We start from the raw sequence: 25,555 nt of genomic DNA, 5'->3' as shown, positions 1-25,555 counted from the left end.
CTCACCGGACTTCCTCCACGAGGCCACGGGTCATGCGGTAGGTCCGGTCCACCCGGGGGCGGATCAGGCTCGGCAGGTCAGGTCCGGTGAGGAACACGGTGCGTCGGGCTCCCTCTGCGGTTTCGCCCCCACGGGCGGCCTCCAGCAGCTCGGCGGCCGCGCGATCGGTGAGTCCATCGAACGGCTCCTCCAGCACCACCAGCTCCGGGTCGAAGGCCAGGGCCCGCGCCAGTGCGGCGCGCCGGCGGTCCTCGGCGTTGGCCTGGGCAGGGCGCAGGTCCGCCACGCGGCTCAGGCGAAGCTGCGCCACGATCACGTCCACCCGTCCCTCGATCTCCCGGCCCCGGAAGTCGCTCCCGAAGCGCAGGGGCAGCCGGATGTTGTCCCGAAGCGTGAGATTCTGCATCAACCCGTCGCCGGCGGGAAGGTACCCGACCCTCCGGCGGAAGGCGAGTTGGACGCTGCGCTCCAGGCGGCCGATCTCGGTGCCCAGGGTCCGCACCTGACCCAGCGCCGGCATCTCGAGCCCGAGCGCCAGCCCGCCCAGCGTGTCCACGCCGCTGGTCTCGTCGCCGAGCACGGCGACCGTCTGCCGTGCCGCCAGCTCCAGGGTCAGCACGGTGTCCGGACCCGCGGTGGCAAGGGGGATGCTCGAGAGGGTGGATCGGGCGGCCCGCCCTACCGACACCTCGACGAACGCCAGGGGGGAGGTCATCCGCCGAGGAGCCCCACGATCACGGCGGCCAGGATGAAGATCACCGCCAGCGAATGCACCGTCCCCCGGATCACCGCCTGGGGGATCTCCGTCGGGCCCCGCCGTACCATCAGCCCCTCGTACGCCGGGATGGTCCCGATCACCAGGCCGAAGAGCACGCCCTTGAGCACGGTGAGGACGACGTCCTGCGTGGTCAGGTTGGCCAGCACGATGCCGAGGTAGCGCGAGCCGCTCATCCCGGCGAAGACCCCCGCCGCGAGGTAGCCCCCCAACAGGGCGATCACGTCGAACAGCACCATCAGCGTCACCACCGAGGCGATACAGCCGAAGAGCCGCGGCAGCACCAGGTAGTGGTAGGGATCGATCCCCATGCCCTTGAGGGCGCGGACCTCGCCCAGCACCGTGTTCGTCGCCAGTTCGGCGGTGATGGCGGTGCCGCTCCGGCCCACCACGGCGATGGCCGTGAGCAACGGGCCCAGTTCGCGGACGATCACCACCACCATCAGCTTCCCGATCAGTTCCGAGGCGCCGACCTTGTCCAGCTGGGCCAGGGTGCTTGAAATCGTCAGGTAGCTGAGCACCCCGGAAAGGAGGACGATCAGTCCCACCGCCTCCAGGGCCGTGAACCGGAGCTGGTTGAGCAGCACCCGGGCGGCGACTCTCCGCCCCGCGCCTGGCAGCGTCCCGAGCGAGGCGCCGGCCTCAAAGGCGAAGCGCGCCAGCAGGCCAACCCGGGCCAGCCAGCGCGCCGTCCCGCGTCCCAGGGCCGCGAGAAAGTCGATCACGCCTCAGCTGCCCTGGACTTTCCTCAGGCCCTCCTGGGCCTCGGCGTAGTTGGGGAAGGCCTCGATCGCCTTGCTGAAGAACTCGGCCGCCTTGTCCTTCTCGCCACGGTCCTGGTACAACAGGGCGCGGCTGTAGTAGGTCAGCGCGGCGGTCGGTACGTTCCGTTGCCGGACCGCGGCGCCCAGCTCGGCGGGCAGCGGCGGCAGCCGGGTCTCGACCATGAGCTTCTCGGCCAGGGTCTGGATCAGCTTGAAGAGGTCCTCGCGCTTGCCGTCGCTCTTGACCACCTTCACGATCTCGCTGGTCTCCACGTTCACGATCCGGGCGTCCATCCGGAAGCGCCCGTAGAGGTCCACGAAGCTCCCCATGATCATGTAGCGGGCGCCGACCAGCTTGCCGATCCGTGCCGCGGTGGCGGCGTCCACCCGGCCGTCCTTCGCCAGGTTCTGCTCGGCCAGCATCGACTCGATGCCGTCACGGTCCACCACGCGCGCGGCGGGGTTCTGGGACAGCTCGCTGATGAGCATGCCCGGAATCCCCTTCTGCAGCGCCTCGAAGTTCTCCTTGTCCTGGCCGTAGGACCCGCCGTTCTCGAACGGGAGCACCGCGATGCCCGGACGGGTGTCCTGTCCCGCGAGCGGGGACAGGGCGGCCACGGTGGCCAGGGAGAGGGCCAGCAATGCACGGCGTCGCATAGGCTCCAACCTCGTCAGAGGGTCAGGGACATCCCTTCCATGGCGGCTTCCAGCTGCAGGCCCGGGGCACGCGCCGCCGCGTAACTCCGGGCTCCGATCACCAGGGCATCCACCGCCCCGTCATCATGCTCCGGCTCGTGGTGGAACAGCACCAGTCGCCGCACGCCCGCCTCGGCCGCCAGGTCCACCGCCTGCTCGGGGGTGGAATGCCCCCAGCCGGCCCGCGACTCGATCATGGCCTCCGAGTACATCCCATCGTGGATTAACGTATCCACCCCACCCAGGAATCTCACCAGCTCCCGGCGCCAGTCCGGGGGCACGTCGTAGCTGCCCCCCAGGCCCAGTTCGTTGTCGGTCAGGTAGGCGATGGTGCGCCCCCCCCTGGCCGGCACGAGCTTGTAACCCAGGGTGGTCCCGGGGTGCCGCAACCGGAACGCCTCCACCAGGAAGCCGTCGATCTCGAACCGCCCGCCGCTGATCTCGGTGATCCGCAGGTCGGCCGCGAGGGCCTTGAGCGGCACCGGGAACACCACCGGGTCCATCTGGCGGTCCAGGATCTCTTCCAGCGGGACCCCCGCCTGGGCCGCCCCGTAGATCCGCACGCTGTTGCCCCGGGTATTCAGCGGCTGGAAGAAGGGCAGGCCCTGGATGTGGTCCCAGTGCGTGTGCGAGAGGAGGATGTCGAGGTTCATCGGCATCGAGGCCACGCGCATCAGCTCCCGACCGAGCAGCCGGATGCCGCTGCCCGCGTCGAGGATGACGAGCTGGTCCCTGGCGCCGGTCACCGCCACGCAGGAGGTGTTCCCGCCGTACCGCGCGGTATGCACGCCTGGCGTCGGGATCGATCCCCGGGTCCCCCAGAAGGTGACGGTGTAGGCCACGACTCCTCTCGGTTGCATCCGATAGAACGGTGCAAGGACTCTGCCATCCGGGACGTCGCCGGCGCTCACGCCGGCGGCGTGCGCCGGATCACGAACGTCCGGCGGCCCGCTCCAGCAACTGACGGTTGGTGATCGTGATTTCCTTCCGGGTGACCTGGATCAGGTCCCGCTCCACGAAGTCCCGCATGGTCCGGGAGACGGTTTCCCGGCTGGAGCCGATCATCTGGGCGATGACGTGGTGGGTGATCTTCTTGGTGACCCGGTCGCCGCCCTCCTCCTCCGCCATGCGCAGGATGAGGTCGGCCACCCGGCCGTTGACGTCGAGCAGCACCAGGCTGCCGATCTTCTCGTCCGCCCGGCGGAGCCGCCGCGACAGCTCCCGCATCAGGGCGATGGCCACTTCGGGAGAGGTGCGCAGCCGGGTCTGGAAGTCCTCCCGGCGCAGCACCAGGACCGCGGCGTCGGTCATGGCGATGACCGTGGCCGACCGGGGCTGGTCGTCGATCAGCGCCATCTCCCCGAAGAAGCTGCCCTCGCTGAGCACCGACAGGATGACCTCCCGGCCGTCCTCGCCGATGAGCACCACCTTGACCTGGCCGGCCGCGACCAGGAAGAGGGCGTCGCCGGGGTCGTCCTCGAAGACGATCACGCTGCCTTTGGGATAGCTTCGCTCCCGGACGAGTTCCGCGAAAGCGGTGATGTCGCTTTCGCGCATCGACGCGAACAGCGGCACCTTTTTGAGCACCTCTAGGGGGCTGAGCGGCACAAGGCCCTCGACATGGTGGAAGTATAGGTAAATACGATAGTTAGGTCCCTCTGCGGTGTCAAACTGACGGCACCGGCCTCCGCGCCTGGCTGGCCCCCGGCCCAGCACGGCCGTCCGGGGGGTGCGGCAGCGACCGGGAATCCGTCCCCGCCCGGCCTCCCAAGGTGGCGAGGCGCCTCGGCCCGGAATCGCCGCCGGTTGCCTTCCTGTTGGCTAAGCGGCTATATTGCCGAGCTTTACGAGCGCCTGCATCGGGCGCCGGGAACAGTGCACAGGAGCGAACAGTGAAGGCGAACGTCCATCCGGTCTACCACAAGCTGATGGTGAAGTGCGCGTGCGGGAACGAGTTCGAGACCCGCTCCACCAGCAGCAACGTGCACGTCGAAATCTGCGCCAAGTGCCACCCCTACTTCACCGGCCGCCAGCGTCTGGTGGATACCCAGGGTCGGGTGGATCGCTTCCGCAAGAAGTACTCGGGCGACAAGGCCGCCGCGGGCCCCCAGGGCTAGCGCGTGGAGGCCCGACTCCGCCAGGCGCTCGGCCGGGCGGAGGAGGTCGCCACCGCGCTGGCCGACCCCTCGACCGCGGCCGATCCCGCCAAGCTCCGCGCGCTCGGGAGGGAACACAACCGGCTGGCGCCGGTGGTCCAGCTCGCCGACCGGCTGCAGAAGCTGCAGGATGCCCTGGCACAAGCTCGGGAGTTGGCCGGTGAGGCCGATCCCGAGCTTGCCGCATTGGTGCAGGACGACCTCGACCGCCTGCCCGTCGAGATTGCCCCGCTTGAGGCCCAGCTCCACGAGTTGCTGCTCCCCCGTGACCCGCTCGACGACCGTGACGCCATCGTCGAGATCCGCGCCGGCACCGGCGGCGATGAGGCGGCCCTGTTCGCCGCCGACCTGTTCCGCATGTATCAGCGGTTCCTGCAGCGACGAGGCCTGACCGTCGAGATCATCTCCCTCAGCGACGGCACCTCCGGCGGGATCAAGGAAGCCATCTTCGCGGCGCGCGGCGACGATGCCTTCGGGCAGCTGCGGCGGGAGGCGGGCGTGCACCGGGTGCAGCGGGTGCCCGCGACGGAGTCGGCGGGCCGCATCCACACGTCGGCCGCGACGGTGGCGGTGCTGCCGGAGGCGGAGGAGGTGGATGTCACCATCCACCCCAACGACCTGCGCATCGACGTGTTCCGCTCGGGCGGCCCCGGGGGCCAGAGCGTGAACACCACCGACAGCGCGGTCCGCATCACCCACCTCCCGACCGGCCTGGTGGTCTCGCAGCAGGACCAGAAGTCGCAGCTCCAGAACAAGCTCAAGGCCATGGAAGTGCTCCGGGCCCGGCTGCTCGACCGTCGCATCGCCGAGCAGGAGGCGGCCCGGTCCCGCGATCGCCGGGCGATGGTGGGCACCGGCGACCGCTCGGCCAAGATCCGCACCTACAACTATCCGCAGAGCCGGGTGACCGACCACCGGATCAACCTCTCGGTGCACGACCTCCCGGGCGTGCTCGACGGCAAGCTCGATGAGTTCATCGACGCGCTGCGCATGGCGAGCCGCCAGGAGCAGCTCGGTGACTGAAGCGCCGCCCCGGGCCGCCCTGATCGACGAGGGAGCGGCCCGGTTGCGGGAGCAGGGGATCACGGAGCCGCGCCGCGAGGCGGTCCGGATCTGGGCCGACCTGGCCGGCCTGCCGAGCTACACCCTCCCGGCCGACGACGCGCCGCCCGCACCCGAGGCGATTGCGCGGTTCCGGCAGGCGGTCACCCGGCGGGCGGCAGGGGAGCCGCACGCGTACGTCACCGGCATCGCGGGCTTCCGCCGACTGACCCTGCGCGCGGACCGGCGGGCCCTGATCCCGCGCCCCGAGACCGAGGGCCTGGTGGAGCTGGTGCTGGCCCAGGCCGGCACCGGTCAGGTGATCGACGTCGGCACCGGATCGGGGTGCATCGCGCTGGCGCTGGCGGACGAGGGCCGGTATCGGCTGGTCGTGGGCATGGACCGCTCGCGGGACGCCCTCGGGCTGGCGGCGGAGAACCGGTCCCGGACCGGGCTCGGCGTGGTGCTCCTCGCGGGCGACCTGCTCGCGGCGGTCGGGCCCGGAACGATGGACGCGGTGGTTTCGAATCCGCCCTATCTTTCCGAGGCGGAGTATCAGGCGCTGGACAGCAGCGTCCGGGACCACGAGCCGCGCGCGGCGCTGGCCAGCGGGGGCGACGGCCTGGCCGACACGCGCCGCCTGCTGGGGCAGGCGGTCCGGGTGCTCCGGCCCGGGGGAGTGGTGGCGCTGGAGATCGATGCGACCCGTGCGGCGGCCAGCCTGGCGCTGGCCGCGGCGGCGGGCCTGGCGATGGCGACGGTGCGGGACGACCTTTTCGGCCGCGCGCGGTACCTCCTCGCGCGGAGGAGCGAATCATCGTGATCTGGGACAAGGCAGAGGAACTGGGCCGGATGATCGGCCAGACGCAGGAGTACAAGGCGCTGCGGCGGGCCGAAAGCGCGCTCCGGGAGGACGCCGAGGCCCAGGCCAAGGTGGAGCTGATCCAGAAGCTCGCGCGCCAGATGGACGAACTGGTCTCGCAGGGCCAGATGCCCGACCAGGCCACCGCCGAGACCTACGAGACCGCCGTCCGCGAGCTCGAGGTGAGCCCGACCGGACAGGCCTACGCCGTGGCCCGCGCCAACTTCGAGAAGGTCATGATCCGGGTGAACCAGCTCATCGGCCAGGGGATGGAGAAGGGCGCCAGCAGCAGCATCATCACCCTCGGATGACGCCGGGCGGCTTCCTCGTGGTCGAGGGGCCGGAGGGGGCGGGGAAGAGCACGCTCGTCCACGCCCTGGCCGATCGGCTGCGCGCGGCCGGCAGGGACGCGGTGCTGGTGCGCGAGCCCGGAGGCACCCCGGTGGCGGAGCGGATCCGGGAAGTGTTGCTCGACCCGGCGCAGCCGATCGAGCCCGTCAGCGAGCTGTACCTCTTCCTGGCGGCGCGGGCCGACCTGGTGGCGCGGGTGATCGGCCCCGCGCTGGCCGCCGGCCAGACGGTGATCGCGGACCGCTTCCAGCTGTCCACCGAAGCCTACCAGTGCGGCGGGCGCGGCATCGACCGGGCGCTCTTCCTGGCCGCCAACCGGGCGGCCACCGGGGGCCTCCAGCCGGACCTGACCCTGGTCCTCGACCTGCCGCCGGAACTCGGCTTCGATCGCATCCGTCAGGCCGGACAGGGGCTGGACCGGATCGAACGCGCGGGCCGGGAGTTCCACGAACGGGTCGGCGCGGTGTTCCGGAATGCGACCGGCCCCGGCGTGGCCCATCTGGACGCCGCGTTGCCGCCGGAACAGCTCTTGCGAGCGGCTTGGGAGGCGATGGTCGCTGCCGGGGTGGGGGCGGGCGGGGCCGCGGCAGGTTAGCTTACGAACGCCGGGGGCACGGCCAGGCATGGCCGGCGCGGCCCCGAGATCCGGAGGTCGTCATGCGGCAGCGATGGGGGCTGATCGCCTTGGTGGCGGTCATTTCGTTCTTCACGGGCGGCTGGCTGCTCCAGCGGGGCACCTCCCGGGACGGCGACGTCTACCAGCAGGCGCGGCTGTTCGACGACGTGCTGTCGCACGTCAGCGCCTACTATGTCGACTCGATCCCGCAGAGCGAGCTGTACCAGCGGGCCACCACCGGCATGCTGGAGCAGCTCAAGGACCCGTATTCGGTCCTGCTGCAGAACGACGACTACAAGCAGCTGACCGAAACGACCACCGGCAACTACGGCGGCCTGGGCATCCAGATCGACGTCCGGGATGGCTGGATCACCGTGGTGGCACCGCTGCCCGAGACGCCGGCCGAGCGGGCCGGGGTCGAGACTGGCGACCAGATCATCTCCGTGGATTCCAAGTCCACCGAGGGCTGGACCAACGACCAGGCGGTCAAGGCGCTCCGGGGCACGCCCGGCAGCAGCGTCGAGCTCAAGATCCGCCGCGCCGGGTTCGCGCAGCCGATCGCCTACCAGCTCACCCGGGCCACCATCCACGTGCGTTCGGTCCCGCCGGGCAACCTCTTCCCCGGCAACATCGGCTACATCTCGCTCAATCCCGTCGCCGAGAGCTCCACGCAGGAGCTGCGGCGGGAGATCGGCGCGCTGCTCGGCAAGGGTATGAAGAGCCTGGTCCTCGACCTGCGCGGCAACCCGGGGGGCCTGCTCGACCAGGGGGTCAAGGTCGCGGACCTGTTCCTCGACAGCGAGCAGGAGATCGTCTCCACCAGGGGCCGGGCCCGGGGCGCCACCAAGCAGTTCTCCGACCAGGCACGACAGGAATGGCCCACGCTGCCGATCGTCGTGCTGGTCAACGATGGCACCGCCAGCGCGGCGGAGATCATCTCCGGCGCCCTGCAGGACCACGACCGCGCGGTGGTGGTGGGCGTGCCCACCTTCGGCAAGGGCCTGGTCCAGACCCTCTTCCCCTTCTCCGAGAACACCGCGCTCAAGCTGACCACGGGCCGGTGGTACACCCCGAGCGGGCGGACCATCCAGCGCAAGGTCCGGAGCGAAGAAGACCAGGCGTCGGTGGCGGCGGCCGACGCCGCCCACAAGCCCGGGGACAGCACGGCGGCCGACTCCGCCCGGCCGCTCTACCACACCGACAGCGGGCGCCTGGTGCGGGGGGGCGGCGGTATCGTCCCCGACCTCATCGTCCGGCAGGATTCGCTCACCGACGAGGAGCGGACGTTCGCCACGGCGCTGGCGTCCAAGTTCACCGAGTATCGTGACGCGATCACGGCGACCGCGCTGCAGATCAAGACGGACAAGGGGGTCACCAGCGAGGGCTTCTCGGTCACCCCGGCGATGCGGGCGGAGGTGCTCCGCCGGCTGCGGGCCAAGGGCGTCGAAGTGACGTCCGAGACCTTCGCCAAGGCGGGGACGCTGATCGACGAGCAGCTCGGCTACGAGATCGCGCGGTACGTCTTCGGGCGGCCCGCGGAGTTCCGCCGCCGGGCGCATGACGACCGCCAGATGCAGGTGGCGCTCGACCTCCTCGGCCGGGCCCAGACCCCGAAGGACCTGCTCTCCGTGGCGATGACCCAGGCCGCTTCCGCGGCCCCGCCGGCCTCGCGGAACTAGCGATCCCGGCTGCACTCGAGGTCCCCGCGGCCTTCGCCGTCGGCCTGCTGGTTGGTGTGCTGTCGGCGGTGGCGGGGGTGGGCGGCGGGGTGCTGATGGTGCCCTTCCTGTACGCGGTCTATGCCGGCACGCAGGTGACTCCCTCCGCCCAGACGGTCGTGGCCCACGCGACCAGTCTGGGCGTGGCGTTTGTGACCTCCTCCATCGGCACCTGGCGCTACGGGCTGGCGCGGGCCATCGCCTGGCGTCCGGCGGCGGCCTACGCCCTCCCCGGGGTGTTCTCGGCGTTCGTGGTGGCGCGCATCCTCACCAAGGTGGGGGAGGCGCACTGGGTCCGTGCCGCGTTCGGCGGCTTCCTCCTCTTTTCCGCCTGGGACCTCGCGCGCCGCGCGCGGCAGCGGCGCGTGGAGCAGGATACCACCCCGGCGACGCATTCCTGGGGGTGGCTGGTGGCGGTGGGGTTCGTCGGCGGCGCCCTGTCGGCGCTCCTCGGCATCGGGGGCGGGCTGATCGCGGTGCCGGTCCTGCTGTACGTCGGCAAGCTGCCGATCAAGTCGGTGGCCCCGACCGCGCTCGCGGGCGTCTGCCTCACCACGCTCTCCGGAGGGCTCGGCTACCTCACGGCCGGGGAGGGTCCGCCCGTCTCGTCGTGGATGGCGGGCTTCCTGGACCTTCGGATGGCGCTGCCGCTGGCGCTCGGGGCGGCGGTCACGGTTCCCCTCGGCGTCCGGGTCAATCGCCAGGCCAGCCCGCCGACCCTCTACTGGCTCTTCGCCACGATCTTCGCTGGCATCGGGCTCTGGCTGCTCGTGGCGTGGCGCTCTGGACAGCAGGGATGATCGCGATCGTCGGCGGCGGCCGCATGGGCCGCGGGCTGGCGCGGGCGCTGGGCGAGGCCGGGGAGCGGGTGGAGCTGGCCTCGGGACGCGGCCCTGGTGCTGGCGAGGCGGCGGACGTGGCCGGCGGCGCCACCACGGTGATCCTGGCGGTGCCCGACGATGCCATCGCGACCGTGGCCCGCGGGCTCGCGGAGCGGGGAGCCGTCACCGCGGACCAGGTGGTGCTCCACCTCTCCGGCCTGCACGACCACCACGCGCTCCAGCCGCTCGTACCGTCTGGCGCCGCCCTGGGCTCGTTCCACCCCCTCCAGACGATTGCCGATCCGGATACTGCCGCCGCCCGCTGGCGTGGTGCCTACGCCGCGATCGAGGGACAGCCCCGGGCGGTCGCCGAGGCGGAGCGACTGGCGCGGCTGCTGGCGCTCATCCCGATCCCGCTGCCGCCAGGCGCCAAGCCCCGATACCACGCCGGCGGGGTGTTCGCCTCGAACTACCTGGTGGTCCTGGCCGCGATCGCCGCCAGGGTGGCGGAGGATGCCGGCGTGGACCCGTCGCTGGCGGCGCGGATCTACCTTCCGATGATGCGCGGGGCGCTGGAGAACCTGGAGCGCCTGCCGCCGGCCGAGGCGCTCACCGGCCCGGTACGGCGAGGCGACGTGGCCACGGTGGTCCGTCACCTGGCGGAGCTGCCGGTGGCGGAACGGGAGACCTACGCCGTGCTGGGGATGGAGGCGGTCCGGCTGGCGGAGGCGGCGGGGCTCGAGGCGGGTCGCGTTGCGGAGCTTCGGGCGCTGCTCCGCGCGGCGCTTCCGTAGCGCCGGCGCGGGCCTACTGGTCGACGATTCGCACCCCGTCAGGGGCGCGGAAGGTGAATGTCTCGGGTCCGACGCGGCGGCTGGTCTGCACGCCGGTGAAGGTGAGGGTGCGGACCTGGCCGCCCCGTTCCCGGATCTCGAGCCTGCGGGGCAGGTTGTCGAACTGGTCGAGCCAGACCACTGCCTCACGGAACGGCAGGGTGCGGTCCCTGGGCGTAAGGACGAGCACGTCGGCGCCGCGGCCGGCCACCTGGTCGTTGCGGAGGTAGCGGCTTTCGTAGCGCCGGGCGGGGTCGGTGAGGATCCAGGCCAGCACGTTCGGGCCGTAGGTCGGGTCGGTGGGGAGCTTGAGCCGCAGCACCTGGCCCGGGGTGGTGCTCGGGGTATAGACCCAGATGTGCTCCCCGTCCATCATGATCGCATCGCCATTCGGGTCGGTGAAGCGCATCGCGAGCCGTGACTCGCCGGCCTGGACGATCCGGCCGCGGCTCTCGTAGGTGCCGATCATCGAATCCGCGATCACCTGCGTGAAGTCCGCGGTGAAGGAGTTGATCGCCCGGTAGGCGCGGGCCGCCTTCTCGATCAGGACCCGCGGGTCCGGGTCGGCCTGCGGCGGCGCGGCCAGGAGGAGGAGCGCGGCGAGGAGCGCCTTCACGCGGGCACCCCGGCCGGGAGCGCCACCCGGCGGCCGATGGCCTCGGCGATCAGGCGCACTTCCTTCATCATCCGGGCAAACTGCTCCGGGTAGAGGCTCTGGGCGCCGTCGGACAGCGCACGGTCCGGGGCGGGATGGACCTCCACGAGGAGGCCGTCGGCGCCCGCCGCCACCGCCGCGCGCGCCATCGGGGTCACCATCTCGCGGTGCCCGGTGCCGTGGCTGGGATCGGCCACGATCGGCAGGTGCGAGGCGGCCTTCACCACCGGGATGGCGGAGAGGTCGAACAGGTTGCGCGTGGCGGCGTCGAACCCGCGGACGCCGCGCTCGCACAGGATGACCTGCGGGTTGCCCTCGGCGAGGATGTACTCGGCGGAGAGCAGCAGCTCCTGGATGGTGGCCGACAGGCCGCGCTTGAGCAGCACCGGCTTGCCCAGCCGGCCCACCTTCTTGAGCAGCGAATAGTTCTGCATGTTGCGGGCGCCGACCTGGATGATGTCGGCCACCTCCGCCACCCGTTCCGCCCCCTCGGGGTCCATCGCCTCGGTGACGATTCGCAGGCCGGTCTCGGCCCGGGCCCGGGCCAGGAGCCGCAGCCCCTCGGTGCCCAGCCCCTGGAACGAGTACGGGGAGGAGCGCGGCTTGAAGGCCCCGGCGCGCAGCACGGTGGCTCCCGCGGCGCGTACGGCCTCGGCGGCGGCCAGGATCTGGGCCTCGCTCTCCACCGAGCAGGGGCCGGCCATGACCACGACCTCCTCACCGCCGATCGCCAGGCCGCCCGCGAGCTTCACGACGGTGGGCTCCGGGCGCCACTCCCGCGACACCTGCTTGTACGGCTTGGAGACGTGGATCACCTCGGCCACGCCCGGCAGCGCCTCGAACCGCGAGCCGTCCACCCGGCCGTCGTTGCCCACCAGGCCGACGGTGGTGCGCTGCTTGCCCGGCATGGGCCGGGCGGCGTAGCCCATCTCCTGGATGGTGTCGCAGACGCGGCGGACCTGGTCCTCGCTCGCGTCGGTGTGCATCACGATCAGCATGCGGTGCTCCTCAGACCCGTTCCAGCTCGCCGAGGCGTACGCCCACGATGGACGAGACGCCCGGCTCCTGCATCGTCACCCCGTAGACCGACTCTGCCGCCTGCATGGTGCGGGGGTTGTGGGTGATGACGATGAACTGCGTGGACTTCCGGAACTCCTCCAGCAGCCGGATGAACCGGCCGACATTGGCGTCGTCGAGCGGCGCGTCCACCTCGTCCATCAGGCAGAAGGGGCTGGGCTTGGTCAGGTAGATGCTGAACAGCAGCGATACCGCCACCAGGTAGCGCTCGCCGGTGGACAGCAGGTGGATCCGCTGGACCTTCTTGCCCCGCGGCGCCGCGTGGATGTCGATCTCGCTCTCGAGCGGGTCCTCGGGATTGGACAGGCGCAGGTCGCACTCGCCGCCGCCGAACAGGGTCTGGAAGACGTGCAGGAAGTTGGTGCGGATCGCGGTGAAGGTCTCCAGGAACATGGTCCGGGCGGTGCCGTCGATCTCCCGGATGGCCTGCTGCAGCGACTGCCGCGCCGCCACCAGGTCGTCGCGCTGGGCGGTCAGGAACTCGAGCCGCTTGGCCTCCTCGGCGTGCTCCTCCACCGCCAGGGCGTTCACCGGCCCGATCCCCTCCAGCGCCTCCACGATGCGGCGGGACTCGTTCTCGAGCGTCTCGAGGTCGAGGTCCAGCATGGTGGCCTCCGCCAGGAGGGTGTCCACCGGCTTCTTCCACTCGGTCTCGACCCGCTCCACGATCGACCGGCGGCGGCCGCTGGCCTCGGTCATGCCCAGCTCCAGGCGGTGATACTCCGCCGTGAGCTGCTCCACCCGGTCGCGGTTCTGGTGCAGGTCGAGCTCCGCCGACTCGAGTGCGGCCCCGGCCGTGGCGGCGGCCTGGTCGGCCTCCTGGGTGGCCGTCTCGAGCTCGGTGACGGCCACGCGGCGCTCGCCGCGGGCCTCGATCCACTGCGCCTGCTGCGCGGCGAGCTGGGCGGTGTCGGTCTCGATCCGCTCGAGCTCCCCGGCCAGCGAGACCGAGGCGTGGTCGGCCTCGGTGCCGATGCGCATGGCGCGCTCGAGCGCGGTGGCAGCCCCGTCGATGCGCGCCTGCAGCTGCGCCTCCTGGACCTGCCAATGCACCCGGGCGTCGCGGGCCGATTCCTGCTGGCTCTCGAGCTCGGCGAGGAGGGCGCGGCCCTGGCCCAGGTTCTCGTCGAGCCGGGCGCGGGCGAGGTCCCCCTCGGTGAGCGCCGCATCGATCTCCTGCAGCCGCCGCTCCGAGCGCTCGATCCGTTCGGTGAGCGCCCGGAGGTTGGTCTCCGCCTCGCCCCGCTCGCGGGTGACGGCGTTGGCGATGCGGATGGCGTCCTCCCGGCTGGCCACGGCGGTGCGTTCGGCCTCGCGTGCGTGGTCCGCGGCGTGGCCCGTCGCCTCCTGCTCGGCCTCGGCTTCGGCGAGCCGCGCCACCGTGGCGCCCAGCGCCAGGTCGGCGCGGTGCAGTGCGGCCTGGGCCTCGCTCACCTCGGTGCCGAGGCTCTCGAGCTCCGCCCGCCGCCGCAGCGGCCCGGACGGGCTGGGGGCGCCGGCAAGGACGATGGCGCCGTTGGGCCGGCGCAGGGCGCGGCCGGCCGGGTCCAGGGCCTCGGTGCCCGCGAGGAAGGCCCGGACCCACGGCTCGGCCGGCCCCTGCGCGTACAGCCGGTGGGGCAGGGGGTCGGCACCGGCGAGGCCGGCGGGGAGGTGGCTGGCAGGCAGCAGGGCAATCGCGCCAGGCTGCTCGGCGGCGTGCCAGGCCAGGATGGCCGCCACCACGCCCTCATCCCGCACCAGCACCGCGTGCACCCATTCGCCGAGCAGCCGTTCCGCCAGCTCCGCGTCCTCGCGGCCGGTCCGGATGAAGTCGGAGAGCGGGCCGATGATCGCCTCGCCGAACTGCTCCCGGGCGGAGAGGAGCGCGGCGGCCCCGGGGGCCAGGCCCACGCGATCCCGTTCCAGCTCTTCCAGCGCCTGGCGCCGCGCCGTCAGCTGGGCCAGGGTCTCCTCGGCGCCGCGGCGGTCGGCTCGTTCCAGCGCCTCGCGGCGGCGCAGCTCGCCCACCAGGTGCCGGGCGCGCTCCGCCTCGACGGCGGTGCGCTTGGCCTCATGGCCATGCCGCTCGGCCACCTCCACGGCGTCGGCCCGCCGGCGCTCGGCCACCTCCTGCTCGGCCTGGGCCGCCTGCAGCCGGCCGCTGGCGGTGGTCGCCTGCTCCCGCAGCGAGGCCAGGTCGGACTCGAGCGAATGGCGCTCCCCCTCGAGGGCGCGCAGCGTCTGCATCCGCTTCTGGATCTCCTCCTCCAGCTGCCGGACCACCTGCCGCTGCTCCCCCAGGCGCAGCCGCACCTCCTGCTCCGCCGCCGTCCGGGCCCCGAGCTCGGCCTGGATCCGCTCCCGCTCCGCCTGCGCCGCGGCGTGCTCCGCCTGGGCCGCCTCCCGCTCCCGGGTGGCCTGCGACCGGCGGCTTTCCATCTGGCCCCGCTCCTCGGAAGCGCGGAGCTTCCGGGCGGCGGCGTTGGCCAGCCGCTCGGCGGCGAGCGCGAGGTCGCCATCGAGGCGCCCCAGCTCCAGCCGCTCATCGCCGAGGTGGCGCGCGATCTCGGTGCGGCGGGACTCCGCCAGGCCACGGGCGCGGGCGGCCTCGTCGCGCCGTTCCTCGAGCGCCGTGAGCGCCTCGCGGGCCTGCGGCAGCTCCTGCTCCAGCACCGCGTGCCGCTCGGCGGAGGTGGCCATCTCCTGGCCCAGGTCGGCGAGCAGCCGCTTGGCGAGCGTGAGCTGCACCGCAAACTTCTCCTCCATCAGCCGGGCATGCCGCTCCGCCTTGCCCTTCTGGCGGGCCAGACTGCGCAGCTGGCTCTGCACCTCGGCGATGAGGTCCTCCACCCGCTGCAGGTCTCCGCCGGTCTCCTCCAGCCGCCGCTCGGTGGTCTGGCGCCGGTCGCGGTAGAGCCCGATCCCCGCCGCCTCCTCGAACAGCGACCGGCGATCCTCGGCGCGATCCGAGAGCAGCCACTCGATCATCTTGGCCTCGATGACCACGCCGGCGTCGGTGCCGAGCCCGGTGCCGCGAAGCAGGTCCTGGATATCCCGCAGGCGGACCACCGTGCCGTTGAGCAGATAGTCCGACTGCCCGCTGCGGGAGAGCCGGCGGGTGATCTGCACCTCGCGATAGGCGATGGGGAGGTCCCCGTCCGTGTTGTCCAGGAACAGCGAGACCTGGGTCACGTTGACCGGCCGCCGCGCCGTCGAGCCCTGGAAGATCACGTCCTCCATCTTGCCGCCGCGGAGGATCCGTGCCGACTGCTCGCCCAGCACCCACCGCACCGCGTCGGAGACGTTGGACTTGCCGCAGCCGTTCGGGCCGACGATGGCGGTCACCCCGTCCTGGAAGGTCAGGGTGGCGGTGTCGGCGAACGACTTGAAGCCGGACAGTTCGAGCTTCGTGAGCCTCATGCGCGGGCGTTCCTGGCTTAGCGGTCGGGTTGATAGATGAAGAACGGGCGGCCGAGGCGGCGGCCCGTGGATTCGGCGACTTCCCGCGTGGGATAGGGCCCGAGCACCACCCGGAAGCCCTCCTCGCCATCGCGGGGCTCCAGCACTGAGGCGGGCAGCCCCTGCTGCTCGAGCTGGCGAGCCAGCTCGTCGGACCAGGCCCGGTTCTGCGAGCTGGAGACCTGCAGGTACACCCGGCTCGCGGCCTCGTCGTCCGGCGCGAGCGGCGTGGTGGTGTCGGCGGCCGTCTCCGGCAGCGCGCTCGCGGTGCCGGTCTCCGGGGTCCAGGCCAGCGGCAGCCAGAAGTCCCCGGAGCCATCGCGCACGCGGCCCGCCTCGGGGAATTCACCGTTGGTGAGGTCGTACGCGACGACGTCCCGCCCCAGCTTGAGCAGCAGCGTCTGCTGGTTGGTCACGGTCGGGAGGTCGGAGGACCAGTCAGCGGCGAACCCGCCGACGTAGCGATCGGTGGCAAGGTCCACCAGCCAGAGCGAGTCGGCCCCCGTGGGGTGCACCAGGAGCCAGCGCCCGAACGGGTCCACCCGGAGCGCGCCGGCGGGGCCGGGCAGGTCGATCTCGCCGACCTTCTGGCGGGTGAAGCGGTTGTACACCAGCACGCCGCCCTCCCGCCGCGCCACGTAGAACCGGTGGCCGGACGGCGAGAAGAGGACGGCCCGGGCGTGGCCGCTGACCGGCAGGCTCTGCAGCAGGTCGGGCTGCTCGGGGTCGGCCAGGATGACGGCGGAGTCGGCCGCGATGGCGAGCAGGTCGCCCCAGAAGGCGGCCGCGGCGTCGCCGGTGGGGAGCTCGGCCCGCTTGGGCGGCTCGCCCGGGTGCAGCAGGGTGAGGCCGTTGGCGGCGCCGGCGGAGATGGCGATCAATGTGGCGCCGCGGGTCCCGAAGAGGTCGCGCGGGCGGGCAGGGAGCCGGGTGGCGTAGCGGACCGGGTTGCGCCGGACGAACTGCACTACCCGCAGGCTGTCGTCCACCGTGAAGAGGGTGCCATCGGGACCGATGGTCACCTCCCGCACACTCTGGGCTAGGACGGGGCGGGGGCGTGCCGTCTGGAGATCGAGGGCGACGACCTCGTTCTTGTCCGTCAGGGCGTACACCAGCTCCTGGTCCAGGTCGGCCCCGACCACCCGGCGGAGCGGCGGGAACGGCGTGCTGGTCCGCCAGTCCCACGGCGCGAGCCCGGGCACATGGTAGAGCGCCGCCGGCCCGCCAGCCGCCGGGAGCCGCAGCAGGCTCGAGGGTGGGATGGTCGAGGCGGCGGAGAGACCGTGGGCGTAAGGCTGGGAGCCGGACTGGCAGGCGAGGGCCGCGAGGACCATCGTCACCAGGAGGGGACGGGTGGACACGGCGGTAATCTAGCCGGGAGGGGGGGGCGGGAAAAGCTTTGGCGCGCAGGGCTCGAGAGCCTTGCGCGCCATGAGCTTACGCTGTGCCGCCGAGGGGCTAGAAGGCCGGGCCCAGGCTGAGCGTCCAGTACCCCTTGAGCGCGGAGCGCTCCTGCGGGATCGAGTAATCCAGCCGGAGGATCACGAAGTTGAACAGGTTCATGCGCGCCGACGCCCCCAGGGTCTGCATCGGGGTGCGCACATCGACGGGGTCGTCGCCGGCCCGGCGGCGCCAGCGCAGCGTATTCCCCTCGTTCCAGGCGATCCCGACGTCGTAGAACAACGCCCCCTCGATCGGCGGGAACCCCGCGGGGAGGAACCCCATGCGCGGATCGAGGATGGGGAACCGCAGTTCGGTGCTCCCCACGGCGAGCTGGGTGCCGACCAGCCGGTCGAGCTCGATGCACCCGGTATAGGTGCCCGGGTCGGAGGTCTTGCACTCGTTGCGATAGTAGCTGCCGGAGGTGTGGCCGCGGAGCAGCTCGGTGCTCCCCAGGAACACGCGGAAGCGGTCGGCGTCCCGACCGATGCGCCCGAAGTACAGGGCGCGGGTGGCCAGGGTGAAGGGACCGAAGAGGTGGTCGTAGCGCCGGTAGTCGCCGAGGCCCTGGAAGTAGCGCCAGCCGCCGATCGACTGAGCCGCCTCGAAGCGGTAGCGGCGGCCGTAGAACGGCGACACGTACCCGAAGAGGCTGTTGTCGAAGGTGTACGCCAGCGTCGGCTGGATGTAGCTCCCGCCGGAGAGGCTCCGCTCGCGCGAGGTGGCGTCGTCGGTGGGGAAGCCGCTGATCGGGTCGTAGGGCTCGAGGATCTGCTGCAGCCGGTCGCTGATGGTGGCGGCCGTGAGCCCGAACTCCAGCCGCTGGAACCGGCTCAGGGGGTAGATGCCCTGGAGCGAGGCTGAGCGGAGCACGATGCGCCGCAGGTTGGTCACGAAGGTGTTCTCGCCGGCCGTCGGCGAGTCGACCACGATCCGGCTCGGCTCGAGGAAGTAGTACGGCTCCTGGCCGACGCTCACCGCCCAGTTGAGCCGGCGGTTGAGGTTCACGTAGGTGGCGTTGACCAGCGCCTCGCTGATCCGCCCGTTGACGTACGCGGCGAAGATCAGCTCGTGGTTGCCCAGCATGTCGGAGAGCGCCACCGCGCTGCCGCCATAGAACCCGCGGCCGAAGGTGTCGCGGGTGTAGCCGATGGTGGGCCGCGCCACGTAGTCGGGGCGGAAGCTCACCTTGTAGCGGTTGACCTTGAATTCCGCGGTGTCGGGGAGGGGGATCTCCACCGAGTCCATCAGGGCGGTGATCGTGAGCGGGCGCACCACCGAGTCGGTGCGCGGGACGGTGTCGGCCTGGCGGAACCCCTCGGGGGTCACGTAGAGCGAGCCGCTGGTGGTCACCGGCCGGGGCGGGGCGAAGGCGCTGTCGCGCCCCACGATGGTGGTGTCGGCCGGCGCCACGGCCACCGGGGGCTCCACCCGTGCCGAGTCGCGGCCGAGGAGGGTCGGCGGCGTCCAGGGCGCGTGCTTGAGGCCGCGCGGATGGTCGAGGGCGTAGACGTCGTACTGGTCGCGCGAGTAGTAGACGAACGCGAGCCGGTCCGCGCCGCGGGCCCACGAGAGCACCGGCGAGAGCGGGGTGATGCCCTGCGCGCCGGTGAACAGGTCGGTCAGCTGGTAGGTCTGCCGGTCGGCGAGATCGTACAGGAAGATGTTGCTCACCCCGTCGCGGTCGGAGACGAACGCCAGCGCCTCCCCTTCGGGCGACCACTGCGGGCTCACGTTCTTGCCCCGCTCCATCCCCGGCAGCACCTCGATCCGGCCCGAGGCCACGTCGTAGGTGGCGATCTTCATGTTGCCGATGTGGAGCGTGCCGAAGTCGGTGTCGGGGCCACGGTCGGTGGCGAAGGCGATGGTCTTGCCGTCGGGTGACCACACCGGGTGCAGGTCGGCGTACCGGTCGCGGGTGAGCCGGCGGAGGTTCTTGCCGTCCGCGTTGACCACGAACAGGTCCGACAGCCCGCCGTCGTAGCCGGTGAAGACGAGTTCCTTGCCGTCGGGACTCCAGGAGGGCGTGGTGACGCCATTGAGCTTGACCTGGATCCGGCGGGCCTCGCGGTTCCGGGGCACGTCGATGATGACGATGTCGTCCCGCGCGCCGCGCTTGGCGGCGATGGCCAGGAACCGCCCGTCGGGCGACCAGCTCCCGGCCGAATTGATGAAGCGGAAGGTCTCGTAGTTGCTGCTGTAGGAGGACTTGAGCAGGCGGCGGCGCACCTTGCCGCTGGAGGCATCGGCCAGGTAGAGGTCGACGAAGTAGAAATCCTTCTCGCTGAAGTACGCGACGTCCTTGCCGTCGGGTGAGAGGGCCGGGGCCAGGTGGAGGGTGCCCTCGGAGCGGGCCTCGGTGAGCAGGGGATCCGCGATGTCGCGGGCCTTCTGTCGCGAGGCGACCTCGGGCAGGTAGGTCTGCTGCACGTGCTCCTTCCAGAGCACCGACAGCTGGCGGTAGTCCACCCCGAGCACCCGGCGGATCGAGCCCTCGAGCCCGCCCCCGCCGGCCAGGGTGCCCTGCATGATCGCGCCGATGGACTCGTCGCCCCAGCGCTGCCCGATGAAGGCCACCAGCGCCTGGCCGTACCGGTACGGGAAGATCCGGTAGTCGTACTCGAGCTGCGCGATCGTGGGGATCTTCCCCTCGATCGCGGCGTCGCGGAGCCACATCGCGGTGTTGGGGTCCACCCCGCCCAGCGACAGGTACTCCGCCATCCCCTCCACGAACCAGAGCGGGGGGTTCACGTTGATGATGGTGCCGATGCCCGCGCCGGCCCGGCCGCGGCTCCAGATGTCGTACTGGAACTGGTGCACCATCTCGTGCTGCAGCACGTGCTCCAGCTCCTCGTAGGAGCCGGTGAAGGGCAGGATGACCCGCTGCTTGAAGAAGTCGGTGACGCCGCCGGTGCCCTCGCCCGGGGACTCGCCGCCCAGCGCGTTGGTCTGCTGGAAGTCGGAGTGCGAGGCGTAGAGGATGATCGGCTTCCGCTCGCGGTACTCGTGCCGCAGGATCCGCGACAGCTGCTGGTAGGAGCGCTCCGCCATCCGCCCCGCGTCGAGCGCCGCCTGGCGCGCCTCGGGGTAGAAGTGGATATCGAAGTGCTCGGTGCGCAGCACCTGGAAGTCGAAGGTCCGGTACTGGACCTTGTTCTGCCCGAAGTAGTACTGGGCGGCGAGGGTGGCGGGGGCGCCGGAGGCCAGGAGGACCGCGAGCGCGAGACGACGGATCATGAGCTCACCTGCCGGTTCAGGCGCCGGACCGGAGCTCCGGCGCATCGCTCCAGAGGCGCTCGAGCTGGTAGAAGCTCCGCGCCTCGGGATGAAAGAGGTGGACCACGAAGTCCACGAAATCGAGCAGCACCCACCGCCCGGTCGAGAGGCCCTCGACGTGATGCGCCCGCAGGCCCCGCCGGTGCAGCTTCTCCACCACCGAGTCCGCGATGCCGCGGACGTGCGCGTCGGAGGTACCCGACGCCACGATGAAGTAGTCCGTGGCGTCGGTCAGGCCGCGCAGGTCGAGGACCATGATGTCGCGGCCCTTGAGGTCCTCGATCGCGGTCACCGCCGTGCCAACATCCCCATCGGGGACCCGCCCCGCCGCCGGCGCGGGGCTCACGCGGCCCCGCCCGGATGGGCCGGCGTGCCGTCCTCGACCTGCCAGAACACCGCCCAGGCGCCGAAGCCGACATGCGCCCCGAGGACGCCGGTGGCCAGGTTCACGAACACGTCGCGGGGCCGGTACGCGGCCACGAGGGCCGCCCGCACCCGGTCGGCGACCTCCGGGGCCTCCGCATGGACGATCCCGAACCGGACCGCCGCCGGCCGCGGCGTGAGCCGCTTCTCCAGCAGACTCAACACCCGGGGCACCACATTGTTCCGGCCGCGCACCCGGTCGACGGGCGTCACGGCGCCCTGGCTGTCGAGGCTCAGGATCGGCTTGACGTCGAGCATCCCCGCCAGCCAGGCGCGACCCCGGGTGACCCGGCCGGAGCGGAGCAGGTTGTCGAACCGGTCCACGGTGATGAAAGAGCCGGACTGCTTCTGGATCCGCCGCAGCTCCTCCACGATGGCCGGCGCCCGCCACCCCGACTCGGCCAGCTCCGCCGCCCGCAGCGCCTGCATCCCGAGCCCCAGCGAGGCGGAGGCGCTGTCCACCATGTGGACCTGCTCGATCCCCGCCACCTTGGCCGCGGTGACCCCCGACTGGTACGTCCCGGAGAGCCGGCTGGCCAGCACCACCGCCACCACTTCCTCAGCCTCCGCCCGGGCCTCGCGCAGCACCCGGACGAACTCCCCCGGCGTCGGCTGGGAGGTGGTCGGGTGGGCCCGGGAGCTCCGCATCATCCGGTAGAACTCCGCCGGCTTGAGCTCCACCCGGTCCCGGAAAGTCTTGTCCCCGAAGATCACCTGGAGGGGCACCAGGGTGATGTGATGCCGGTCCAGCACTGCGTCGGGGAGGTCGGCCGAGGAGTCGGCGACGATCGCCACCGGCCGGCGGTCCCCATGGGCCAGCCGCCGGTGCTGGGCCCGCATGTCCTCGGCCTTGGTCTTCTCCACCGCGCCCCAGCGCGCCGCAAAGGTGAAGACGGCATCCGGGGTGTCGGTGTGCACATGGATCTTCAAGATGTCCCCGGCCACCACCACCTGGACCGAGCCCCCGAAGTTCCGGACCTGGGCCCGGACCTCGTTGGCGGCGGGGAGCTGGTCTCCCCGGATCATCACCTCGGTGCAGTACTGGAAGTCCCGCTCCGCGGCCACCTCCACATGCGCGGCGGGGGCGAGTTCGGCCTCGGTCTCGGCAAAGGGGGCGGCCGGGAGGATGGGGTCCCCCTCGATATAGCGCACCACGCCCTCGAGCATCCGCACGAAGCCCTTCCCGCCGGCATCCACCACCCCCGCGTCCTTGAGCGCCTGCATGAGCTCCGGCGTCCGGGCGAGGGAGACCTCGCCCTCCTGCAGCAGGCGGGTCATGAAGGCGGAAATGTCGGGGGAATCGGACGCCGCGCGCTCGGCGGCCACGGCCGCCTCCCGGGCCACGGTGAGGATCGTGCCCTCACGGGGGTCGTCGAGGGAGGCGTAGAGGTGCTCCGCCCCGCAGCGGAAGCCGCTCGCCACCTCGGCGGCGGTCGCCTGCTCCTTCCCGCGCATCTGTTCGGCGAAGCCGAGCAGGAAGTGGGCGAGCATCATCCCGGAGTTGCCCCGGGCCCCGAGGACGGCGCCGCGCGCGGCGGTGGCGGCGGTCTCCCCAAGCGGCGCGTCGCCGAGCGCCCGGAGGGCGTCGGCGACGGCACGCAGGGTCAGGCTGAAATTCGTCCCCGTGTCGCCATCGGGCACGGGAAAGACGTTGATGCGGTTGATCTCTTCCCGGCCGGCGGCCACCCAGTCCGCCGCGGCCAGGAGGGAGCGAGCCAGCCGCGGCCCGTCCACGTACCGGATGGCCACCGACATCGGCCGGGAGCTACTCGGCCACGACCGTCAGGCGGACTTCGGCCATCACCTCGTGGTGCAGGCGGACCGGCACGGTGTGGTGCCCGATCGTCTTGATCGGGTGCTCCAGCTCGATCTTCCGCTTGTCGACCGCGTGGCCCTTGGCGGCCAGGGCGTCGGCGACGTCCTGGGCGGTGATCGAGCCGAACAGCCGATCGCCCTCGCCGGCCTTCCGGGCCAGGGTGAGGCTCACCCCACCCAGCGCCCGCGCGATGGTCTCGGCGCCGGCCTTCTCTTCCGCGATCCGGGAGGCCCGGGCCTTGGCCTCGGCCACGATCCGCTTGCGGTTGCCCTCGGTCGCCTCGTAGGCCAGTCCCTGCGGCAGGAGGTAGTTGCGGGCGTAGCCCGGCTTCACCTTGACCATGTCCCCGGCCTTGCCCAGCGACCGCACGTCCTCGCGCAGAATGACTTCCATGGTTCACTCCCCTCGCTGATCGGCGACGGCATAGCGCCGCCGGAAGTCCACCCAGGTATCAGCCAGCCCGAGGGCGAAACACCCGCCCAGCGCGACCGGCAGCACGAACAGTACTCCCACCAGAATCACGAGCAGCACCGGCAGCGGGAAGCCGTCGAGGGTGCCGCTGAGGATCGCGGCCCCACGCGCGGCGTACAGCCCGCCCACCACCAGCGCCAGGTTGCCCACCAGCGCGTTCACCGGGGCCGGCAGGGGGATCACCAGCACCACCATGCAGACCACCACCAGCCAGATCAGCTGGTCGCTGAAGCTGAACTCGCCGAAGCGCGGTGCCGGCCGGCCCGTGGGCTGCGCCGCGATCCGGTGGTACCACGCCCAGGCCAGGGCCAGGCCCGGCAGGGCCGAGAGCACCAGCAGGCCCGGGAAGAGCTGGGCCATGACCGCCACGCCGTCCGAGAGGGCCCCGACATACACCCGGAGCGCGGCCATCCGTTCCGGCGTGAGCCCGCCCTGGTCGAGGAGCTGCCGGCAGAAGTCCCAGCCGGTGTGTGCCACCGCCAGCTGGATCTCCTGCCAGCGGGTGCCGAGCCACCAGGTCCAGGTGGTCGCCGCCCCCAGGCCGAAGACCGTCGCCAGCAGCGCGCCGGGCACCAGCGGGATCCGGCCGGCCAGCATCAGCACCACGAAGGCGCCGGTCACGAACAGGGCCCACGCATGCAGCATCTGGGCGGCGAGGCCGCCGGGTTGCCACAGGCTCACCACCAGCCACAGGACCGCCGCCCCGATCCAGGCCCCTTCCCGCAGCGTGCGGGGCCGCGAGGCCACCAGCAGGCCCGCCAGCGGCCCCAGCACGAACAGCGGCGGGAACAGCACGACGTAGGCGCCGAGGAGGAGGATCGCTCTCCACGTCACCGGTGGCCGCGCCGCTCCCGGCAGGCTCAGCTCACGCCCCGCTTGATGTAGGGCAGCAGGGCCAGGTAGCGGGCCCGCTTGATGGCCACCGACAGCTGCCGCTGGTGCCGCGCGCTGATCCCGGACAAGCGGGCGGGAAGGATCTTCCCCCGCTCGCTCAGGAAGCGCTGCAGCATCTTCTCGTCCTTGTAGTCGATGTAGTGGATCCCGGCTTCCGCCAGCGGATCACCCTTGCGTGCGCGCTTCATTCGTCGTCCTCCTCGAACTTGCGGTCCGCGGCGGCGCGAACCGGGGCGTAGTCGTGCTCATCGGCCACCACCAGGAAGCGGAGGACGGCGTCGTCCAGCTTCAGGGCGCGCTCGAACTCCGGGAGCTGGCTGGGCTCCGCCTTGAAGTTGGCGATGACGTAGTAGCCGGTTTCGCGCTTCTTGATGGGATAGGCGAGCGTGCGCTTGCCCCAGTGATTGTACTTCACTGGCTCATCGCCGGGCTGCGGCGTGAGGGCGTGGAAGCGGGTGAGCTTCTCGGTGATGGCGGCTTCTTCGAGCGCACTGTCGAAGATATAGACCGCCTCGTACGGACGGGCCATGACACCTTCCTTTGGTCGTGGTCGCCCGGGCCCTGGTGTGAGGCCCGGGAGGAGGAATGTTGAGCGGGAAAACCTAGTCAGGAGAACAGGTTAGGGCAAGGCCACCGGGGCGACGGGGGTGGGGCAGAGACCCCACCCCCGGGGGGCGGCCCGGACGGCTAGCGCCGGCGGCCGAACAGGCGAAGCAGGAACAGGAACAGGTTGATGAAGGCCAGGTACAGGCCGAGCGCCCCCACGATGGCGTGGGAACCGATCCGGTCCTCGGGGAGGGACAGCGCCAGCTCCCGCATCTGCTGGGCCCGGTAGGCGGTCAGGGCCGTGAACACCAGCACGCCGCACACCGACAGGACGAACTGGAACATGTCGTTCTGCCAGAAGAGGCCGACGATCGACGCCACCAGCACGCCCAGCAGGCCCATCATGGCGAACTGGCCGAGGCCGTCGAGGTTGCGCCTGGTCACGGTGCCGTAGAGGGCCAGGCCCCCGAACGCCGCCGAGGTGGTCAGGAAGGTCGAGGCAATCGAGGCGCCGGTGTACGCCAGCAGGATGACCGAGAAGGTGACGCCGTTGAGCGCGGCGTACGTCACGAACAGCGCGGCCGCGGTGTTCGGGGCGAGGTCGTCGACCCGGGCCCGCAGGTACCAGACGAAGCCGATCGGGGCCAGCAGGACCACCCAGAAGAGCAGCTGGTTGCTGACGAGGGCGCCGACCAGGGCCGGCGAGCTGGCCACGAAGAACGCCACCGCCGCGGTGATGGCCAGGCCGGCACACATCCAGCCGTAGACCCGCATCAGGAAGGCGGTGACGCGCTCGGCCTGGGCCCGCTGGGCGGCAAAGCCCGGGGTGGCGTCAATCGGATTCGACATCGGACGACCTCTCGGGAGGGGTGAGGGCCGGAAA

25 protein-coding genes are annotated in these 25,555 nt (G+C 71.6%); 8 read left to right on the top strand and 17 right to left on the bottom strand.

The features are described from left to right. Position 1 precedes the first annotated feature (1 nt). From IPJ95_13455 to IPJ95_13435, 5 genes are all read right to left on the bottom strand, one after another. Positions 2-715 carry an ATP-binding cassette domain-containing protein gene (locus IPJ95_13455; GenBank protein ID MBK7924610.1) on the bottom strand — a complete coding sequence of 238 codons (714 nt, stop codon included), beginning with the start codon at positions 713-715 and terminating at the stop codon, positions 2-4. Next, entirely contained in the window at positions 712-1,500 is a 789-nt protein-coding gene (locus IPJ95_13450; protein ID MBK7924609.1) for an ABC transporter permease, read from the bottom strand. The genes IPJ95_13455 and IPJ95_13450 overlap by 4 nt, the downstream gene beginning before the upstream one ends. Positions 1,501-1,503: 3 nt before the next feature. Continuing rightward, the gene (locus IPJ95_13445; GenBank protein MBK7924608.1) at positions 1,504-2,196 is read right to left on the bottom strand and encodes a hypothetical protein; all 693 of its coding nucleotides are present in this window, start codon (positions 2,194-2,196) and stop codon (positions 1,504-1,506) included. A 14-nt stretch (positions 2,197-2,210) separates the two neighbouring features. Next, complete coding sequence (locus IPJ95_13440) at positions 2,211-3,077, bottom strand: MBL fold metallo-hydrolase (GenBank protein MBK7924607.1); 867 nt, start codon at positions 3,075-3,077, stop codon at positions 2,211-2,213. An 88-nt stretch (positions 3,078-3,165) separates the two neighbouring features. Continuing rightward, the gene (locus IPJ95_13435; GenBank protein MBK7924606.1) at positions 3,166-3,810 is read right to left on the bottom strand and encodes a Crp/Fnr family transcriptional regulator; all 645 of its coding nucleotides are present in this window, start codon (positions 3,808-3,810) and stop codon (positions 3,166-3,168) included. 317 nt (positions 3,811-4,127) lie between these two features. Here IPJ95_13435 and rpmE point away from each other — a divergent pair, with 317 nt between their 5' ends. The 8 genes from rpmE (at position 4,128) to IPJ95_13395 (ending at position 10,594) form a co-directional block, all read left to right on the top strand. Beyond that, the gene (rpmE, locus tag IPJ95_13430) at positions 4,128-4,352 is read left to right on the top strand and encodes a 50S ribosomal protein L31 (protein ID MBK7924605.1); all 225 of its coding nucleotides are present in this window, start codon (positions 4,128-4,130) and stop codon (positions 4,350-4,352) included. Positions 4,353-4,355: 3 nt separating this feature from the next. Then, positions 4,356-5,414 carry a peptide chain release factor 1 gene (prfA, locus tag IPJ95_13425; protein MBK7924604.1) on the top strand — a complete coding sequence of 353 codons (1,059 nt, stop codon included), beginning with the start codon at positions 4,356-4,358 and terminating at the stop codon, positions 5,412-5,414. After that, positions 5,407-6,255: a peptide chain release factor N(5)-glutamine methyltransferase gene (gene prmC / locus IPJ95_13420; GenBank protein ID MBK7924603.1), complete on the top strand. Its 849-nt coding sequence runs from the start codon at positions 5,407-5,409 to the stop codon at positions 6,253-6,255. Before prfA ends, prmC begins: the two co-directional genes overlap by 8 nt. Next, positions 6,252-6,605 carry a YlbF family regulator gene (locus IPJ95_13415; protein MBK7924602.1) on the top strand — a complete coding sequence of 118 codons (354 nt, stop codon included), beginning with the start codon at positions 6,252-6,254 and terminating at the stop codon, positions 6,603-6,605. The genes prmC and IPJ95_13415 overlap by 4 nt, the downstream gene beginning before the upstream one ends. After that, positions 6,602-7,240: a dTMP kinase gene (gene tmk / locus IPJ95_13410; GenBank protein ID MBK7924601.1), complete on the top strand. Its 639-nt coding sequence runs from the start codon at positions 6,602-6,604 to the stop codon at positions 7,238-7,240. The genes IPJ95_13415 and tmk overlap by 4 nt, the downstream gene beginning before the upstream one ends. Positions 7,241-7,302: 62 nt before the next feature. Continuing rightward, positions 7,303-8,940: a S41 family peptidase gene (locus tag IPJ95_13405; protein ID MBK7924600.1), complete on the top strand. Its 1,638-nt coding sequence runs from the start codon at positions 7,303-7,305 to the stop codon at positions 8,938-8,940. A 56-nt stretch (positions 8,941-8,996) separates the two neighbouring features. Continuing rightward, a complete protein-coding gene (locus IPJ95_13400) occupies positions 8,997-9,779 on the top strand; it encodes a sulfite exporter TauE/SafE family protein (protein MBK7924599.1) in 783 nt (260 codons plus the stop codon). Further along, positions 9,776-10,594, top strand: coding sequence for a DUF2520 domain-containing protein (locus tag IPJ95_13395; GenBank protein ID MBK7924598.1), 819 nt, complete (start codon positions 9,776-9,778; stop codon positions 10,592-10,594). Before IPJ95_13400 ends, IPJ95_13395 begins: the two co-directional genes overlap by 4 nt. A gap of 13 nt (positions 10,595-10,607) precedes the next feature. Here IPJ95_13395 and IPJ95_13390 read toward each other — a convergent pair whose 3' ends face one another. The 12 genes from IPJ95_13390 to IPJ95_13335 all read right to left on the bottom strand — a co-directional run bounded on the left by IPJ95_13390 (position 10,608) and on the right by IPJ95_13335 (position 25,521). Beyond that, positions 10,608-11,249, bottom strand: a complete 642-nt coding sequence (locus IPJ95_13390) for an outer membrane lipoprotein carrier protein LolA (GenBank protein MBK7924597.1) — start codon at positions 11,247-11,249, stop codon at positions 10,608-10,610. Then, positions 11,246-12,286, bottom strand: coding sequence for a 3-deoxy-7-phosphoheptulonate synthase (gene aroF, locus IPJ95_13385; protein MBK7924596.1), 1,041 nt, complete (start codon positions 12,284-12,286; stop codon positions 11,246-11,248). The genes IPJ95_13390 and aroF overlap by 4 nt, the downstream gene beginning before the upstream one ends. 10 nt (positions 12,287-12,296) lie before the next feature. Next, positions 12,297-15,767, bottom strand: a complete 3,471-nt coding sequence (locus IPJ95_13380; protein MBK7924595.1) for an AAA family ATPase — start codon at positions 15,765-15,767, stop codon at positions 12,297-12,299. A gap of 17 nt (positions 15,768-15,784) precedes the next feature. Continuing rightward, positions 15,785-17,167 carry an SPOR domain-containing protein gene (locus tag IPJ95_13375; GenBank protein MBK7924594.1) on the bottom strand — a complete coding sequence of 461 codons (1,383 nt, stop codon included), beginning with the start codon at positions 17,165-17,167 and terminating at the stop codon, positions 15,785-15,787. 97 nt (positions 17,168-17,264) lie between these two features. Further along, complete coding sequence (locus tag IPJ95_13370) at positions 17,265-20,483, bottom strand: PD40 domain-containing protein (GenBank protein ID MBK7924593.1); 3,219 nt, start codon at positions 20,481-20,483, stop codon at positions 17,265-17,267. A 16-nt stretch (positions 20,484-20,499) separates the two neighbouring features. Next, positions 20,500-20,778, bottom strand: coding sequence for a ribosome silencing factor (gene rsfS / locus IPJ95_13365; protein MBK7924592.1), 279 nt, complete (start codon positions 20,776-20,778; stop codon positions 20,500-20,502). An 86-nt stretch (positions 20,779-20,864) separates the two neighbouring features. Next, positions 20,865-22,700, bottom strand: coding sequence for a DegV family EDD domain-containing protein (locus tag IPJ95_13360; protein MBK7924591.1), 1,836 nt, complete (start codon positions 22,698-22,700; stop codon positions 20,865-20,867). A gap of 10 nt (positions 22,701-22,710) precedes the next feature. Beyond that, complete coding sequence (locus IPJ95_13355; protein ID MBK7924590.1) at positions 22,711-23,154, bottom strand: 50S ribosomal protein L9; 444 nt, start codon at positions 23,152-23,154, stop codon at positions 22,711-22,713. A 3-nt stretch (positions 23,155-23,157) separates the two neighbouring features. Continuing rightward, a complete protein-coding gene (locus IPJ95_13350) occupies positions 23,158-24,066 on the bottom strand; it encodes a DUF2232 domain-containing protein (GenBank protein MBK7924589.1) in 909 nt (302 codons plus the stop codon). A 26-nt stretch (positions 24,067-24,092) separates the two neighbouring features. Then, the gene (locus IPJ95_13345) at positions 24,093-24,314 is read right to left on the bottom strand and encodes a 30S ribosomal protein S18 (GenBank protein MBK7924588.1); all 222 of its coding nucleotides are present in this window, start codon (positions 24,312-24,314) and stop codon (positions 24,093-24,095) included. Beyond that, the gene (gene rpsF / locus IPJ95_13340) at positions 24,311-24,655 is read right to left on the bottom strand and encodes a 30S ribosomal protein S6 (protein ID MBK7924587.1); all 345 of its coding nucleotides are present in this window, start codon (positions 24,653-24,655) and stop codon (positions 24,311-24,313) included. The genes IPJ95_13345 and rpsF overlap by 4 nt, the downstream gene beginning before the upstream one ends. Positions 24,656-24,813: 158 nt before the next feature. Next, complete coding sequence (locus IPJ95_13335; GenBank protein MBK7924586.1) at positions 24,814-25,521, bottom strand: Bax inhibitor-1/YccA family protein; 708 nt, start codon at positions 25,519-25,521, stop codon at positions 24,814-24,816. Between the last annotated feature and the right edge of the window lie 34 nt (positions 25,522-25,555).

The sequence above is a fragment of the Gemmatimonadota bacterium genome (assembly GCA_016713785.1).
Lineage (GTDB): Bacteria > Gemmatimonadota > Gemmatimonadetes > Gemmatimonadales > GWC2-71-9 > JADJOM01.
This window is presented reverse-complemented; position numbering and strand designations above follow the sequence as displayed.

Excerpts from the sequence above, each read along its gene's own strand:
- rpsF (MBK7924587.1), bottom strand. The coding sequence starts at position 24,655 with ATGGCCCGTCCGTACGAGGCGGTCTATATCTTCGACAGTGCGCTCGAA.
- IPJ95_13380 (MBK7924595.1), bottom strand. The coding sequence starts at position 15,767 with ATGAGGCTCACGAAGCTCGAACTGTCCGGCTTCAAGTCGTTCGCCGAC.
- IPJ95_13345 (MBK7924588.1), bottom strand. The coding sequence starts at position 24,314 with ATGAAGCGCGCACGCAAGGGTGATCCGCTGGCGGAAGCCGGGATCCAC.
- rsfS (MBK7924592.1), bottom strand. The coding sequence starts at position 20,778 with ATGGTCCTCGACCTGCGCGGCCTGACCGACGCCACGGACTACTTCATC.
- IPJ95_13455 (MBK7924610.1), bottom strand. The coding sequence starts at position 715 with ATGACCTCCCCCCTGGCGTTCGTCGAGGTGTCGGTAGGGCGGGCCGCC.
- IPJ95_13360 (MBK7924591.1), bottom strand. The coding sequence starts at position 22,700 with ATGTCGGTGGCCATCCGGTACGTGGACGGGCCGCGGCTGGCTCGCTCC.
- aroF (MBK7924596.1), bottom strand. The coding sequence starts at position 12,286 with ATGCTGATCGTGATGCACACCGACGCGAGCGAGGACCAGGTCCGCCGC.
- IPJ95_13370 (MBK7924593.1), bottom strand. The coding sequence starts at position 20,483 with ATGATCCGTCGTCTCGCGCTCGCGGTCCTCCTGGCCTCCGGCGCCCCC.
- tmk (MBK7924601.1), top strand. The coding sequence starts at position 6,602 with ATGACGCCGGGCGGCTTCCTCGTGGTCGAGGGGCCGGAGGGGGCGGGG.
- IPJ95_13405 (MBK7924600.1), top strand. The coding sequence starts at position 7,303 with ATGCGGCAGCGATGGGGGCTGATCGCCTTGGTGGCGGTCATTTCGTTC.
- IPJ95_13335 (MBK7924586.1), bottom strand. The coding sequence starts at position 25,521 with ATGTCGAATCCGATTGACGCCACCCCGGGCTTTGCCGCCCAGCGGGCC.
- IPJ95_13395 (MBK7924598.1), top strand. The coding sequence starts at position 9,776 with ATGATCGCGATCGTCGGCGGCGGCCGCATGGGCCGCGGGCTGGCGCGG.
- IPJ95_13355 (MBK7924590.1), bottom strand. The coding sequence starts at position 23,154 with ATGGAAGTCATTCTGCGCGAGGACGTGCGGTCGCTGGGCAAGGCCGGG.
- IPJ95_13445 (MBK7924608.1), bottom strand. The coding sequence starts at position 2,196 with ATGCGACGCCGTGCATTGCTGGCCCTCTCCCTGGCCACCGTGGCCGCC.